This window comes from Pseudomonas sp. D2002, from assembly GCF_013385735.1.
GTDB lineage: Bacteria > Pseudomonadota > Gammaproteobacteria > Pseudomonadales > Pseudomonadaceae > Aquipseudomonas.
Genome location: NZ_JACAPL010000002.1, coordinates 380,786 through 396,868, shown reverse-complemented (window position 1 = coordinate 396,868; position 16,083 = coordinate 380,786). Strand labels below are relative to the sequence as shown.

The following is a 16,083-nucleotide window of genomic DNA, read 5'->3' as shown; positions in this document are numbered from 1 at the left end:
CCAACACAGCATAGACGCCCCGTATCTATACACCACCGGCCTTGGGCTGAACGGTGATGTGCTGTCACTTCATTTCACAGGAGTGACAGCATGTCCGATTTATCCCCTGGTGCCGCCACCGCAAAACCGCCGGCGGCAACCTTAAGTATTCACGGTGACTTCCTCGAAAAGGCTGTGCCGCAATGGCTGATCGACGCGACACCGGCCCGGCGCCTGGCGCTTAAACAAAGTACGGCGGTGTTGCCGGATTGGTACAAAAACGCCTCGCCCGAACAGCGCAAGACCGTTGTTGCCAGCATCAAGGCCAGCACCCTGGCCCAGACCCAACTCGACAAAAGCATGGCCACGTTCCAGGACGTCGACACCTTCGCCCGGCCCTTACTGCTCAAAGCCCTGAAAGACCAGTTCCAGGTGGACGTTGACGTCGACAAGACCCTGCTGTGCCTGCGCCGCCCGCTGGCGGTGACGGTGCTGGAGCTGGAAGTGTCGTCGTTCGAATTCCTCAAGTTGTCGATGCTGCAAGCTGCACTGCATAACTTCGAAGCCTGGGAGTGCAAAAGCGCTGCCTACCATGAAAGCTCCGGCTTTGTGGTGCAGGCGGCCAGCCCTGACACCTTCGAAGCCACCACGCTGAACCTGACGGTCAGCCAGTTCCTGACGCTCTGCCGTGGCCTGGATGTGGGCGCCAACTACCAGGCCTACCTGAAGACGTTCTTCGAGCCTGCCGATGCCACGGCCCAGGCGACCCTGCGCCAACGGTTTATCGCCAGCCAGAAAGCCGCGATGCGCGCTGCCGCTGACCAGGCGTTATTGACCCGGGACATCGAGCCTGCGGACCACAAGATGATCGTCTCGGTGATCAACGGCGAAGTGCACCCGTGGATGGGTGACAAGCAAGTCTGGTTCAACGACATGGGCCTGATGAAAAAACGCATGACCGGCTGCGTGGCCTTCGTGATCGGCAAGAAGTACCGCTACAACGACGAAGTGATTCTCTACATTCCCCAGGACCCGGAGCATCCGCTCAAGCGCTATACCGCCGCGCAGATGCGCGAGGAATTCAAGCGCCTGTTCACCGCCAGGGACGGCATGCAGGCCAACGATGCCAGCCCCACGGCGTACCAGCGGTTTTTCAGCCAGTTCGTGCCGTATGCGCAGCGCGGGTATTACTTCAGCCAATTCACCCAGGCGGCTGCCGATTCCCCCGGCGGCCCTTTGACGTCGCCGTGGCGCACGATCATCGAGACGGTCAGTGAGCTGTCGCCCGCCACCCATATCAAGGAGTTGCCACCGGCGCGTCCGGCAAAAATGGAACCGGCACCCGATCCGTATATCGCGCCCTCTTATGTCACCCGCAAGGGGCGCGGGCCGTGGGCGGACAATGTAGACCTGTGGGACTACCTGTTTGAGCAAAACCGCGACAAGGTGTATGCCGATGCCCGCAGCCATGCGGTGCCCACCGCCGAAGTCGATATCAAGGCGCGCGAAGCAAAACTCGCCCATCTGCTGGAAATCGGCTTGCTGGGGCTGAACATGGTCTCCATGTTCGTCCCGGTCCTGGGCGAAATCATGTTGACGGTGATGGCCGGGCAGTTGCTGTACGAAACCCTGGAGGGCTCGATCGAATGGGCCGAGGGCGACAAGCGCGCAGCCAAGGCGCACCTGGTCGACGTGGCCGAGAACCTCGCGCAGCTGGCTGTTATGGCTGGCGTGGGCGCAGTGGTGAGTAGATTCAGGGCAGTCAAGCCGGAACCGGTGATTGAACACCTTAGCCCCGTGACGTTGCCCAACGGCGAAACCCGCCTGTGGAAGCCTGATTTGAGTGGCTATGAAAGCCCGGTCGCGCTGGATGCCGGATCAGGGCCGAATGCGCTGGGGCAGTATCAGCTGCAGGGCAAGACCTATATCCGCCAGGGCAATGAGGTTTACGAGCAATTCTTCGAGGAGCCGAAGCAGCAGTGGCGCATCAAGCACCCGAGCGACCCCGCTGCCTACCAGCCGATTCTGCACAGCAACGGCCGTGGCGCCTGGCGCCATACCCTGGAGCGGCCACTGGAATGGGACCGCCTGACCCTGCTGCGGCGCATGGGCCATACCACCGAGGCGTTTTCCGATACCGAGCTGATCAAGGTGGCGGATGTCAGCGGTGTCAGCGATAACGCCCTGCGCAAAATGCACATGGACCTCGCGCCGCCGCCGCCCGAGCTGACGGATGCGATGCGCCTGTTCAAGGCCGACGCCGACACCGGCCAGGTGATCGAGCAATTGCGCGGCACCCAGCCGATTGATGACCGCTATCTGTACGCGCTGCCGCTGGTGGCGGAAATGCCCGGTTGGCCGAAAACGCGGGTGCTTGAGGTATTCGAGGCACCGGGTTTATCGGGCGCGTCGGTCAAGTACGGCTCCGAGCGCCTGCCACGCGGCGCGACTGCGAAGGCGCCGATCAAGATCAGCCGTGCCGATATCCTCGACGGCCAACTGCCAGCGCACATTCTGGCGGTGCTTGATGAGCAGGAAGTCGTCGGCCTGCTGGGCGCGCAGGGCGCACGGGTGGTGGAGCTGCGGCCGCAAGAGTTTGGCAAGCAACTCACTGATTACGCCCTGACCCGCAAACCGGCGATTTTCGACAGCCTTTACGCCGGCACGGAGCCGGTGTCGAGCCAGGTCCGGCGGTTGCAGCGCCTATGTCCCGGGCTAAGCGAAGCGGGCGCCGAGGAAGCCTTGGCGCACGCGCGGCCTGATGACCTCAACCAACTGGAGGCCGCACACCGGGTGCCCTTAACCTTGCTGGAAGAGGCCCGCTGGTATGCGCGCCAGGGTCGCCAAACCCGCGCCTATGCCGGTTTGCGCAGCGAAAACATGGCCTCGGCGGACAGCCGACGCCTGGCGCTGCATTGCCTGGAAAAACTACCGGGCTGGCCGGACACGCTGCGCCTGGAGGTGCGCGCAGACAGTGACAGCGGCACGCTGCTGTACAGCATTGGCAGCGAGTCGGCACGCGACAAGAAGTACCTGGTGAGAAAAAACTCACGGTTTCAGGCCTTCAATGAGCGCGGTGAAGAACTCAACAGCCTGCCCAAACAGGGTGACAATTTTTATGCCTCGCTGATGCACGCGTTGCCCGATGAAGCACGGCGCGGGCTGGGCGTGCCTCAGGTCGGCCAGAGCGCCGAGTTGCAGGAAAAAATCATTGAGTTTGCCGACCGTTATCGCAGTGAAACAGCGTCACTGCTGGCATCGCAAAGCCAGCCTCCCAAGCCGCCCGTGCGGGTCAACGACGCACGGGTGGGGTACTACGCCAGCGGACGTGAGGTCGACGTGAGGGCAAATCTTGCGGCGCGGGCGAGGGTGATCTACCCGGAACTGAGCGACGCCCAGGCCAGTGCTTATATTCGCCGGTTGCAACAGCCGGGCAGGAGCGACAAGGCAATCTTCAATCTCCTGGAAAACCGCAGGCGCGAATATGAAGAGTTGGCAACAACCCTTGACCAGTGGGTGGGCCGGCCTCCGGTGGCGCTGGACCCGTTCAGCGCCGCGCCGGACAACTCTGCGTACCTGCATAGAACCCAAGTCGCCCGATTGCTCAAGGCGCAGTGGCGGCGCGCACCGCTGGCGGAGGAAGTACCGGGTGCCGAACGGCTGTCGATTGTGATCAATGAGCCGTTGCCGCCGCTGACGGCTGACTTTGCGCATATCCGCGAGCTGTCGGTGGGTGGGCGCGGTTTGAGCGACGCCAACGCGGATGCCTTTCTGGCGCGGTTTCCCAATGTGAACAGTCTGTCTATTGGCGAAAGCGGTCGCGTGTGGGACCCGGCTACCTTCGGCATATCGCCGCTGACGACGGTGCCCCAGGCGGTGAGCAAGATGACTCAGCTCAAGCACCTGACGTTCAAGGCAGATGCGTCGTCGCTGGCGTCGGATTTCGCCTCGAAACTCAATGCGCTCACTTCGCTGCAGGCGTTGCATATCGAGTGCAGCGGGTTTTCTCCGGCGGCACTCAACAACCTGGATCTGTCCGCGCTTGTGCAGTTGAAACAGCTGAAGTTCGATGCACCTCACGCGCTCTCGCAGTGGCCGGCTTATGCTGAAAACCTGGCTCAGCTGGAGCGTCTGGACCTGGCCAACACCAGCATTCGCGCATTGCCTGAGAGCCTGTATACCGGGCATGAAGACCTGTGGGCGGGCCTGTCGCTGGACTGGTCAAACTTCACCCGCGAGGCCTTCACGCCCGCGTATAAGTACGTGAAAGACTATCGCGGCGAACGGGTGCACCTGGCTGACCTGCACCAGATGGTCCGCGAGTACGCCAGGGGTGAGTTGCAGTCGTTGCTGGGCCCTTCGCCGCTGACGGCCGCCTTGCATGAAAAAATCATGACCACCTGGAATACCCCAGTCACCCGGTTTGCTGCTATCGAAGCCCTGGGGGCAGAGTACAACGGGCTTTTTGCGCGGTTCTATCACCCGGCCACGCCGGCGTCGCGCCTCAGGTTACGTTCAATACCCTGGCAAACGGGTGCCAACGCACACGTTATCAATGCCCTCGAAACCAGCTGGCGCGGGGCGATAGCCCAGCGTTATGAATTGACAGCCAACGTATCGGTGCTTGAGTTGCCGACGCCGGAGTTTCGAGCGGACGCCGGCTCCTTGCCGGTGAGCACCGTTGAACTGCCGCAACTGCCGGCGGCCACCTTTTCCCATGTGCGCGAGTTGCGGCTGGGCTGGGTGGGAGAGTCGATTGAGCAGACCCGTGGTTTTATTCGCGCGTTCAGCGGCGCGCAAACCCTTGAACTGCGCGGCCATGGTTTGACCGAATTACCCATCGGCCCAGGCGACCTGCCCGCCTTAAGCCGACTCGACCTGTCCAACAACAGCCTGGTGGTCACGCCAGCGGTCCAGGCGCAACTCAATGGTCTGAGCACTCTGGAGCAATTGAATCTAAGTGATAACCCACTGAACGCGTTGGATGTCAGTGAGCTGACGCATCTCAAGGCGCTGAATGCGCGAGCGAGCGAGTTGCAGGCCTGGCCAACCGGGGCCGAGGGTTTGCCGCAGCTGGCGTGGCTCGATTTGCGCGATAATCAACTGCCCACTTTGCCGTCATCCGTGCTGGCGAACGACGCGTTGATGATGAAGGTCAACCTGGCAGGCAACCGCTTCATTCCGGACGGTGAGGTTGCGCTCAAGGCGGCACGCCAGAGGGTTGAAACCGCTCGAGGTTTGCCCGAAGGCGCACTGAGCCGGTTTGAACAGCAAGCTCTGCCAGGCGCTTTTCCACCGGAAGAAACCGGCTTGTCGATGGCACGTTATTTATTGCCATTGCCTTACCCTATCGCGAGCCTGGAAGGTGTTGCGGGCTTTGCCAAGCGCTTGCAACAGTTGAACCCGGCGCTGACCGAGGATCAGGCGCTGCAACGGCTGGAGCAACTGCGTGACAGAGGGTTGAGCGACCCACAGATAGACACGCAACTGAGCGCATGGCTACGGGAGTGCGAGTCCCTGACGCGCCAGCTCAATGGCTGGCTGTATACCCGCGAACTGCAGGCCGCAGACGTGAGTGTCCTGGCCGTGGAACGGCAACTGGCAGTGCACAGAATCAGTGAATGCTGGCGGCGCGGCGTGTCTGGTGATGCACAGGCCGAGCTGAGCCTGCACGGCCTGCAAATCGACCATCTGCCTGAAGTGGACCTGCGGTTTGAGCATGTGCGCGGCCTGGACTTGACCGGTGTGCGCTTCTCGGGGCAAGGCGCCGATGGTTTTCTCAACAGCTTCCCGGCCTTGCGCAAGCTGGTTCTGAGCGGCAACGAGCTGACGGCGTTGCCCGAGGCGGTGCAACACATGGGCCAGCTGGAACAACTGGAATTGGCCGCCAACGCTTTCAGTGACCCCGAGCCCCTGTACCGCCAATTGGGCGGTGAACGCTTGCGCCGTCTGGACCTCAGCCACAACAACCTGAGCGAGTTCAGCATCAGCGCCTTCAGCCGCCTGGAAGCCCTCGACCTCGGCTACAACGATATTGCCCAATGGCCCGACGGCGCATTGGAGGCCAGCGACCTGCGTACGCTGAACCTCAGCGGTAATGCCCTGACGACATTTCCGGACCGCTTGCTGGGTGGCAGTCACGACCAATTGGTGACCGGAACGAACCTGGCCGACAATCATCAGCTGTCGCTCAACACGCTGGAACAGCTCAGGCACTACAGCGATGCCCACCAGGGGCAGGGCGTCATGGGCCTGACCCGCGAGGATATCAACCTCAGGATTGCCGCGCTTGAAAGCGACTCCGACATCGGCTTTGGAAGCGACTCCGGCGCTGATTCGGACGGTGACTCCGACGATGATAATGACGCCGGGGCGGCCTATGAACCCCTGGAAATCATGCTTGACCCGGCGGGTGAGGCGGGTGAAGCGGCGCTGGCGTCCTGGCTGATGAACACGCCGTCGGCCCTGGCCGCATCCAGGCAGCAACTGTGGCTGCAACTGACCCAGGAGCCCGGCCACGCCCCCTTCTTTCATTTGCTTTCGCAACTGCGTGATACCCACGAGTTCAGGTTCACCCGCACTGATCTCACTCGGCGGGTCTGGGAGGTGATCGAAGCGGCCGCCAGCAATGCGCAACAGCGCGAGACGTTATTCGCGGCATCGCAAACCCACAACACCTGTATCGATGGGCGCACCCTGACGTTCAGTGCAATGGAGGTGCTGGTGTTCGAGGAGCGAGTGTTGCGTGACGTTCCGGTCCACAACGTGAGGCTGCGCGGCCAACGGTTGTTGGACCTGTCCCGGCAACTGTTCCGACTCGACCAGGTCGACACCTTGGCCGAACGCAATGCCCAGGGGCTGGACCGCGCGGAGGTACGCTTGCAGTACCGCATCGGCATGACCCGCGGTTGGCCAGACGGCCTCGACCTGCCAGGGCAACCCACCTACATGGCGTTCGCTACGCCGCTCAGCGGGCAGGCCTTGAATAGCGCGCGTGCGCTGGTGCTCGCGGCGGAGGAGTCCGATGGGTTTTATGAAAGCCTGATTGCCCGGGATTATTGGCTCAACTACTTGCGCGAGCGCTATCCCGACGCGTTCGATGCCTTGGAGCAAAACGCGCTCAGGCGCCAGAACGCTGTGGAGGACGAACACAGCGCCAGGGAACCGGGCACTGAGAGCCAGCAGCGCTATGACGAGGCGTTGAACCTGTTGGAGATCGAGTTGGGCAGTGCGCGGGCGCAGAAGCTGCTTGAGCTGTCGAGAAAGGAGGTGCTGGAGCTATCGACCGGCACGGTTGAGACCTCACCGCCGAGACCGGCGTCGCCGCAACCCGGTCCGTCCTGGAGGCAGTAGTTTTTCAAGCCCCCATACCCGCAGGCGCGGGTATGGGGGCCATTGGTTGGCAGGTTACGCTTGCAGCGGCGGTTCCAGTATCAGGAACAATTTCTGATCCAGGGGCGGTCTGATCAAGGCTTTATCCATCAGCACGGCAGTGCGGTTATCTGCCGCGGCTTGTTCGATCACCTGCCGGCGCGTCAATGATTGCTGCTCCGGGAGTTTCAAGTGGGCGAAGCTGTGTTGCGCTGCCGGCGTTAGCGCCGTGGGGTAATGGAAGTGCGCATACCACAACACCTTGAGCGTTTGTTTGTCCTTCACTGAGTATTCGGTCAGAAAATCACCGGCTGCCAGTAGTTTTCGGCTTTTGACCAGGTTGATATCGATGAAGCCTTTTTTGTGCAGGTAGTCGATGTTTTCAGCTTTGGGGAGCTGCTGCATGTAACCCTGCGCGCGCACCTCGTGAGCCAGGATGCGAGCGGCCCGCGCCCTGTCACCGTAGGCCTTGATCAAGTCGTCAGCCTCGGCGTGGGTGGCATGGTCTTCTTTGATCTCATTGGCCAAGGCTTCGATTTTGCTCGCATGCTGGGTCAACATGTCTTCCCATTCCACCGGGCGCAGGGTTTCACGTCGGGTGGGATCGAGTAGTTTGCGCTGTTGGTCGCGTATCGTGCGCTCAATTCTTGCCCTTTCGGTAAATACGGATTCTGCACTGCGTTTAATCGTGTTCAACGAGCGCTTTACCGGTGCGCTCGTTGGTACGACCGGCGCCGCTTGGACAACCTCAGTCCATACGCCTTCAGCGGCGTGTTCGTGGTAGCTGGCGACAATCTTCTTGGTGTGCGGGTCGGTGATATCGACAAAGTTGCCCGGGATGTCTGACTGAGGCGGGCGCAGGTCACCCACCAGCGTGCGTTGGTTGCGCGTCCTGATGACTCGGCGGGTGGCGGGTTTCTCACGGATGGGAGCCGTTGTTCTGGGGCGGTGAGCGAACCCTTCCTCTGAAAGAATCAGGTCGGCCAGTTCGGCTTCAAGGTCGGTACGGGCGCTGCTGATCTCATCGAGGAAGGTTGCTCGATATTCCTCGCGCACAAAGCCGGAGCCCATTTCAGCCAGCGACCTGACCGCGTTCTCCAGCCGTTCATAGCGCTCAAGGACGTCCTTGAGTACGTCAATTTGCTCAAGCGTCGAGTAGCCACGGTTGGTGCGCATTTCCGCATGCGCCAACACACTGGTGACGGTTTTGGCGTCGGTGAGCACCATGAGGTAAGGAAACTCGGCGAGTTCCCGGGTTGGGTGAGTGCGATCCAGTACCAGTTCAGTCAGGAAGATCAGTGCATGCTGGTTGAGCGTGCTTGAGGAGATGTTTTGATCGGTGGGGCTGTCCTGCAATAGCAATTGGCGCAAGGCAGGGTCCGCTTGCTGGAGGATATTCTCGACGTGTTGGGCAGGCTCGATCTTCTGTTTGAGTACGTCAAATTGCTGCCTCCTGATGTGCCTGAATTCCTCGTAGGCGTCTGTAACGCCGTTGGGTAACTGTGTATTGGCACGGGCCTGCACTTCATCTTCCGTTTCGCCGCGCTCGGTTTGAAGCGTGTCCAAGAGTTTTTGCGACATGACCTCATAGACCGCTACCCAATAATCAAACAGGGCCTTGGTGTTGCTGTTGCGACGTTTTACATGTTTCGGATCGGTCCTGTCGGCTGCCATCAGTTCACCGGCGAGGTTTTCCATTCCCAGCAGCATGGAAACTGACTCGTGACCGTGTTTCAGGTATCGCTCAACGGCGATCTCCCACTCGACCTTGGCCCGTGCCGTGGAAAGGCGCCGTTGCTCATGGCGTTGAGTCATTCTGGCGTGCAACGCTGGAATCGCAGCCGTGTTGGCGAGCCTTGACCAATCTGCGCGCAGGTCTATTCGCTCTTTCACCAGCCGGTCGCGGGCGTCGTCCAGTGCGACTTTAAGCTCGACCGATTTTATCGCCACCGGCAAGAATCTATTCTCGAGTGCACTCAGGTCGCGCTTGAGCGCTGCGATTCGATCGCGTTGTTTGCGCAACTGTGCATCCAGTTTTTTCTTGGGCATGCCGCCTTCAAGACGCGCCTTGCGCTCAAGGCGCCAATGCCCCTGATTGTCGCTGACCAGCTTGAAACCAGGGTGCAGTGGGCGTTGTGGGTCCACCAGGTAAACCTCACCAAACCCCGGCACCACGCTGACCTGAAACAACAGCCCGCCGACGCTGGCGTGCCAGGTTTGGCCAATGCGGTACAGCCCCATGAGCGGGCCGCTGGCCTCTGGTGGCGGTAAAGTTTCAGGCCAGGGCACGTGGACGTCGAGCAGCGCCTTGAGCAACTTCGCACTTGCCTGCGGGCTGGCCAGCGAGCGGCTGAAATCCAGGGCGGTGCGGCCGCTTGCCGGGGGTTCGCCGGGCAGCGTCACGGCGCCGTGGCGAATCAGCGAGGGGCCGGGCTGAGGCGCTTGGCCCGCCGGATGGCGCCAGGTGGCCAGGCGCAAGACACTCTCTTCGGGCGCGGGGCGCGCCAAGGGCTGGCGGCTTCGAGGGGAGGCGCTGGTGGCGTGCAACAACAGCATGGCGGTATTGAGCAGCAGGTCAATCAGCGCCAGTTCACTCGTGGTCGGGTCGCTGCTGTCCAGGCCGGCCAGGTCCTGCTCCAGGCTGCTGACCAACACCAGGAACCAGCCGGCCAGCATGGCCGGGCCGCGTACCAACGGCAATAACAGGGTATTGAACAGCAGCCATGCGCCTTCCATCACAATGGCCCAGCGGCTTTCGTGGTTGGACACCGACTCGCGGTCCGCCAGGTCGACCATCGCCCGCGCGGTGCTGCCGAACAAGTGGCTCAGCAGTTGGCCGTTGATCTGTGACTGCAGCCATTCCTCGGCGCCTTCATCGACGGCCAGCGTCGCCGGTGCAGGGTCTTCAGGCGGCGCGAACTCATCCCCTGGCAGGAAGCGAATGATGTGCGGCTGTTGGATCCCGCCGTTGTCATAAATCGGCCGAGCCGTGTCGCTCAGCCAGGTCAGCACACTGCTTTGCAGTTCGCCGGGGCTGGCAAGCGCCTCGAGCATAGCCTGGCGTGTCGGATATTGAGACAGGGCCTCGGTGTACAGCGGTCGGTACAGCACGTGCGGGCCAACGCCAGCGTCGCGGGGTTCGATCACAAAGAAGTTATTGACGGCATCGGGCGCTGCCCCGGCTTTGCGGCACAGGGCCAGTGGGCGCAGGACGATTTCCTGACCGTCGACGACTCGGTCTGCGGGTGTCTCGCCCATCATCGCTTTCACATAGCGATAGCCGGTGGCGGTGACCCCGTGCTGTTGCCGAATCGCGTATTCCAGGGCGCGCATCGGCAGCTGCACCTTGAGTTCACGGGTGAAGAGTTTTTCCCGGCGGCGCGCGTCGGCGGTGTCCGACAGCAACAGGTCTTTGATCTTCTGTGGGTAGGCCGTTCCGATGTCGACACGCTGGATCAGGCCCTGGCTGCCCAGCAGGTAATCTTCGTTCAGCCAGCCCGGCAGCGCGCCGGCGGTTTTGGACCGTAGCGTCAGCGTGCCCTTAGGCTTGCCGGCCAGGTTCTTCACCGCCAGCTCCGTCAGCGACAGCTGCACATGCTCGATAATGCCGGCGCCACCTGGGTAGCCAGCCGCGACGGCGAAGTCCAGCAGTACATCGTCGGGGTCCTGGTCGCCGTGGTCGGCCTGCATCTGCTTGCGCAACGCATTGCGGCTGAAAGCATGGATATTTTCCACGCCCTCATTGAATGAACGCCCCTGATTGAGGCGCAGCACCTGGGCCATGTCCTGCAGGTGGCGGTGGTAGGCAAAGCGCTCATTGGCGCTTGCTTGCTTGAGCCACGCCGGGAGTTTTTCGTCGACCTTCTGCAGGTGCGCAGGGGCTGGCACGGCGGTTTGGGTAAACAGCAGGGCCGGGTCCGTGAGCGTTTCCAGGGTGCGGTCGAGTGCCGCTTCGCTTTGCCCTTGATAGGCCAGCGTTTCCAGGTCTTCCAGTTGCTGATTGAGGATAAGCCCGGCCTGTTGTTCAAACACGTTGCCGTCTGGCTCATTGCGCCGCCAGGTCAGGCTGTCGAACTGAAACTGCGCCTGCATCCGCGCGCCCCAGGCTTCGCCAAAGGCGTCCAGGGAGCCAAACGGCTCGACAACGCCTGCCACGCTGCACAACAGCACCTGTCTGTCGCGCACCAGCAGCAGGTCCGGCGTCAGCAGGCACACCTCCTTGCCGGCTTTAGACAGTGTGGTTTCGATGAAATACGCGTACGTGGTCGGTGTGGAGCGGGGCAGGCGTTCCACGCGTGACGGCCAGGCGGCGGTGGTGGCCAGCATGTCCCTGTGGGTGTCGCTCAGGCCCTGGCGACCGGCTGCCGCTGCGGTCATCTGGCCATTGAGCCACTCGCCCAGCCATTGCCAGCGGCTGCTGCCCAGGCTGTCGGTCTCGCTCCAGTAGGCGGCCAGGTCCGCTTGGAAATGCAGGTAAAGCGAGCCTGGCAGCTCGTCGATGATGTGCGCAATCACCTGCATGTCGATATCGGCCAGGCGGCCGCCGCTAATGGGTGACAGATAGTACGGCAGGTCGTTCTGGGGGCGCAGGTCAAGCAGGCGCGGGTTCAGGACGTGGGCCACCGCCACACTGATCAGTAGTGGGAATGTGTAGCCGCCGGCGGGCGTGGGGCTGGCCAGTTTGAGCGTGAGCAGGTCCAGCTTCAGGTGCGGATAACGCTCGCGAATACCGCCGAGCAGTGCCTTGAACACCACTGAAAACAAGGCCGGGCGGGTAGCGAAATGGGCATGGATGGCCTGGGCGGGTAATGCGCTCAGGGCGATGGGTAGATCGGGCATGGCAAAATCCTTTTTTCTGTGTACACCCCGGTGTTGGGTGAGCTGCCGGGCCAGCGGACCGAATGATCGGCCCGGCACAGAAAAACGGATTTTGCGGTGACGCAGGCGGCATTGGGATACCGCAACGCGTGTTTAGTTGTCATACCCCAGGTTGGGTGCCAGCCAGCGCTCGGTGACGCTCAGGTCCTGAGCCTTGCGCGCGGTGTAGCTTGTCACCTGGTCCTTGTCGATCTTGCCCACGGCAAAGTACTGCGCCTGTGGGTGGGCGAAATACCAACCGCTGACTGCCGCTGCCGGGAACATCGCATAGTGTTCGGTGAGGAACACACCGCTGCGCCCGGCATGCATCTCGCGGGCCTCGGGGTCGAGCAGTTGGAACAGCTGGGCTTTCTCGGTGTGATCCGGGCACGCCGGGTAGCCCGGGGCAGGGCGGATGCCGCTGTATTGCTCCTTGATCAGCGCCTCGTTATCCAGCTGCTCGTCCTTGGCGTAACCCCAATGCTCTTTACGCACCTGCTGGTGCAGCCATTCGGCGCAGGCCTCGGCCAGGCGGTCGGCCAGGGCCTTGACCATGATCGAGTTGTAGTCGTCACCCGCATCCTGATAGGCCTTGGCGACTTCTTCGGCGCCAATGCCGGCGGTGGTGATGAAGCCACCGATGTAGTCGGTCACGCCGCTGTCTTTGGGCGCGACGAAGTCGGCCAGGGAGAAGTTCGGCTTGCCGTCGGTCTTGATGATCTGCTGGCGCAAGTGGTGCAGCCTGGCAATCGGCTGACCGTCGTCGCCGTAGACTTCCAGGTCATCGTCCTGCACCTGGTTGGTCGGCCAGAAGCCAAATACGGCGCGGGCGCTGATGAGTTTTTCGTCGATCAGCTTCTTGAGCATTTCCTGGGCATCGGCGTAGAGCGCCGTGGCGGCTTCACCCACCACTTCGTCTTCGAGGATGCGCGGGAATTTGCCGGCCAGGTCCCAGGAAATAAAGAACGGCGTCCAGTCGATGTACTCGGCCAGCACCTTGAGGTCGATATTGTCCAGCACCTTGGCGCCGGTAAACGTCGGCTTCACCGGGGTGTACGTGCTCCAGTCGAACTGCGGCTTCTTGGCAATCGCGGCCGGGTAGCTCAGGCGCTCGGTGCGCGCGCTGCGGTTGGACGTACGCTCGCGCACGTCGATGTATTCCAGGCGGGTTTTCTCGACAAAACCGGCCTTGAGTTCCTTGGACAGCAACTGCGTGGCCACGCCCACGGCGCGGGAGGCGTCGGTAACGTAGATCACTGCATCATTGCTGTATTTGGGCTCGATCTTCACCGCCGTGTGCGCTTTGGACGTGGTCGCGCCACCGATCATCAGCGGCAGGTGGAAATCCTGGCGCTGCATCTCGCGGGCCACGTGGACCATCTCGTCCAGCGACGGCGTGATCAGGCCGGACAGGCCGATGATGTCGCACTTCTGCTCCTTGGCCACCTGCAGGATTTTCTCTGCAGGCACCATCACGCCGAGGTCGACAATGTCATAGCCGTTGCAACCCAGCACCACGCCGACAATGTTCTTGCCGATGTCGTGCACGTCGCCTTTTACCGTGGCCATCAGGATTTTGCCCTTGGCTTCCGGCTTGTCGCCTTTTTCCAGCTCGATAAACGGGATCAAGTGGGCCACGGCCTGCTTCATCACCCGCGCAGACTTCACCACTTGCGGCAGGAACATCTTACCGGCGCCGAACAGGTCGCCGACGATGTTCATGCCGGACATCAGCGGGCCTTCGATCACTTCGATCGGGCGCGCAAACGACTGGCGTGATTCTTCGGTGTCTTCCACGATGTGCGTGGTGATGCCCTTGACCAGCGCGTGTTCCAGGCGCTTGTTCACCGGCCAGCCGCGCCATTCTTCGGTCTCGGCTTCTTTGACGCTGCCGTCGCCCTTGAACTTGTCGGCGATGGCGAGCAGGGCGTCGGTGCCTTCCGGCGTGCGGTTGAGCACCACGTCTTCCACCGCGTCGCGCAGCTCGGCCGGGATCTGGTCGTAGATCTCCAGCTGGCCGGCGTTGACGATACCCATGGTCAGGCCGTTGCGGATCGCATACAGCAGGAACACCGAGTGAATCGCCTCACGCACCGGGTTGTTGCCACGGAACGAGAACGACACGTTGGACACGCCACCGGAGGTCAGCGCATACGGCAGCTCGTCGCGGATGTAGGCACAGGCGTTGATGAAGTCGACGGCGTAGTTGTTGTGTTCCTCGATACCGGTGGCGACCGCGAAGATGTTCGGGTCGAAGATGATGTCTTCCGGTGGGAAGCCGACTTCGTTCACCAGGATGTCATAGGAGCGTTTGCAGATTTCTTTCTTGCGCGCTTCGGTGTCGGCCTGGCCAGCTTCGTCGAAGGCCATCACCACCACGGCGGCGCCGTAGCGCTTGCACAGCTTGGCGTGGTGAATGAACTGCTCGACGCCTTCCTTCATGCTGATGGAGTTGACGATGCCCTTGCCCTGGATGCATTTGAGGCCGGCTTCGATCACTTCCCACTTGGAGGAGTCGATCATGATCGGTACGCGGGAGATGTCCGGCTCGCCGGCAATCAGGTTGAGGAAGGTCACCATGGCCTTCTTCGAATCGAGCATGCCCTCGTCCATGTTGATGTCGATCACCTGGGCGCCGGCTTCCACCTGCTGCAAGGCGACTTCCAGGGCTTCGGTGTAGTTGTCTTCACGAATCAAACGGGCGAAGCGCGCGGAACCGGTGATGTTGGTGCGCTCGCCGACGTTGACGAACAACGAGCTGCGATCAATCGTGAACGGCTCCAGGCCCGACAGGCGGCAGGCCTTGGGAATATCCGGAATCGGGCGTGGTGCGTAGCCGGCCACGGCCTTGGCGATGGCTTCAATGTGGCCTGGCGTGGTACCGCAGCAGCCGCCGACGATGTTGAGGAAGCCGCTCTGGGCGAACTCTTCGATGACCTTGGCGGTTTGCGACGGCAGCTCGTCGTACTCGCCGAATTCGTTCGGCAGGCCGGCGTTCGGGTGTGCGGAAACGTGAGTGTTGGCCTTGTTCGACAACTCTTCCAGGTACGGGCGCAGCTCGCTGGCGCCCAAGGCGCAGTTCAGGCCTACGGACAGCGGTTTGGCATGGGCGACCGAGTTCCAGAACGCTTCGGTGGTCTGGCCCGAGAGGGTGCGGCCGGAGGCGTCGGTGATGGTGCCGGAAATCATGATCGGCAGTTCGACGTTCAACTCTTCGAACACGCCTTGCACGGCGAAGATCGCCGCCTTGGCGTTGAGGGTGTCGAAGATGGTTTCGATCAGGATCAGGTCGGCGCCGCCCTCGATCAGGCCTTTGGTGGCTTCGGTGTAGTTTTCCACCAGTTCATCAAAGGTCACGTTGCGGTAGCCGGGGTTGTTCACGTCCGGTGACAACGAGCAGGTGCGGCTGGTCGGGCCGAGCACGCCGGCGACAAAGCGCGGCTTGGCCGGGTTTTCCAGGGTCTTGGCGTCGGCGATCTTGCGCGCCAGTCGCGCGCCTTCTACGTTTAATTCGTAGGCCAGTTCTTCCATGCCGTAGTCGGCCATGGAAATGCGCGTGGCGTTGAAGGTGTTGGTTTCCAGAATGTCGGCGCCGGCATCCAGGTAGGCCTTTTCGATGCCGCCGATCACGTCCGGACGGGTGATCACCAACAGGTCGTTGTTACCCTTGACGTCACTCGGCCAGTCGGCGAAGCGTTTGCCACGGTAGTCGTTTTCCTCAAGCTTGTAGCTCTGGATCATCGTGCCCATACCGCCGTCGAGGATCAGGATACGTTCCTTGAGGGCTTGGTGAAGGGCTTGCAGACGAGCGCTACGATCGGACATGGGACTACTCTGGTCAGGCATTTCGGAGGGCGTGAATCATAACAAACCTGT

Annotated in this window: 3 protein-coding genes; 1 reads left to right on the top strand and 2 read right to left on the bottom strand. The window is 61.7% G+C overall.

Annotation, left to right across the window (positions count from 1 at the left end):
* Nucleotides 1-90: 90 nt before the first annotated feature.
* On the top strand, nt 91-7,332 hold the full coding sequence (locus tag HX783_RS01840; protein WP_177015742.1) for an NEL-type E3 ubiquitin ligase domain-containing protein: 7,242 nt from the start codon (nt 91-93) through the stop codon (nt 7,330-7,332).
* A gap of 54 nt (nt 7,333-7,386) precedes the next feature.
* Here HX783_RS01840 and HX783_RS01835 read toward each other — a convergent pair whose 3' ends face one another.
* Nucleotides 7,387-12,189 (bottom strand): dermonecrotic toxin domain-containing protein, encoded by a 4,803-nt coding sequence (locus HX783_RS01835; RefSeq protein WP_177015741.1) that lies wholly within the window; start codon nt 12,187-12,189, stop codon nt 7,387-7,389.
* A 132-nt stretch (nt 12,190-12,321) separates the two neighbouring features.
* On the bottom strand, nt 12,322-16,032 hold the full coding sequence (metH, locus tag HX783_RS01830) for a methionine synthase (RefSeq protein ID WP_177015740.1): 3,711 nt from the start codon (nt 16,030-16,032) through the stop codon (nt 12,322-12,324).
* Nucleotides 16,033-16,083 lie beyond the last annotated feature (51 nt).

Excerpts from the sequence above, each read along its gene's own strand:
- HX783_RS01840 (WP_177015742.1), top strand. The coding sequence starts at position 91 with ATGTCCGATTTATCCCCTGGTGCCGCCACCGCAAAACCGCCGGCGGCA.
- HX783_RS01835 (WP_177015741.1), bottom strand. The coding sequence starts at position 12,189 with ATGCCCGATCTACCCATCGCCCTGAGCGCATTACCCGCCCAGGCCATC.
- metH (WP_177015740.1), bottom strand. The coding sequence starts at position 16,032 with ATGTCCGATCGTAGCGCTCGTCTGCAAGCCCTTCACCAAGCCCTCAAG.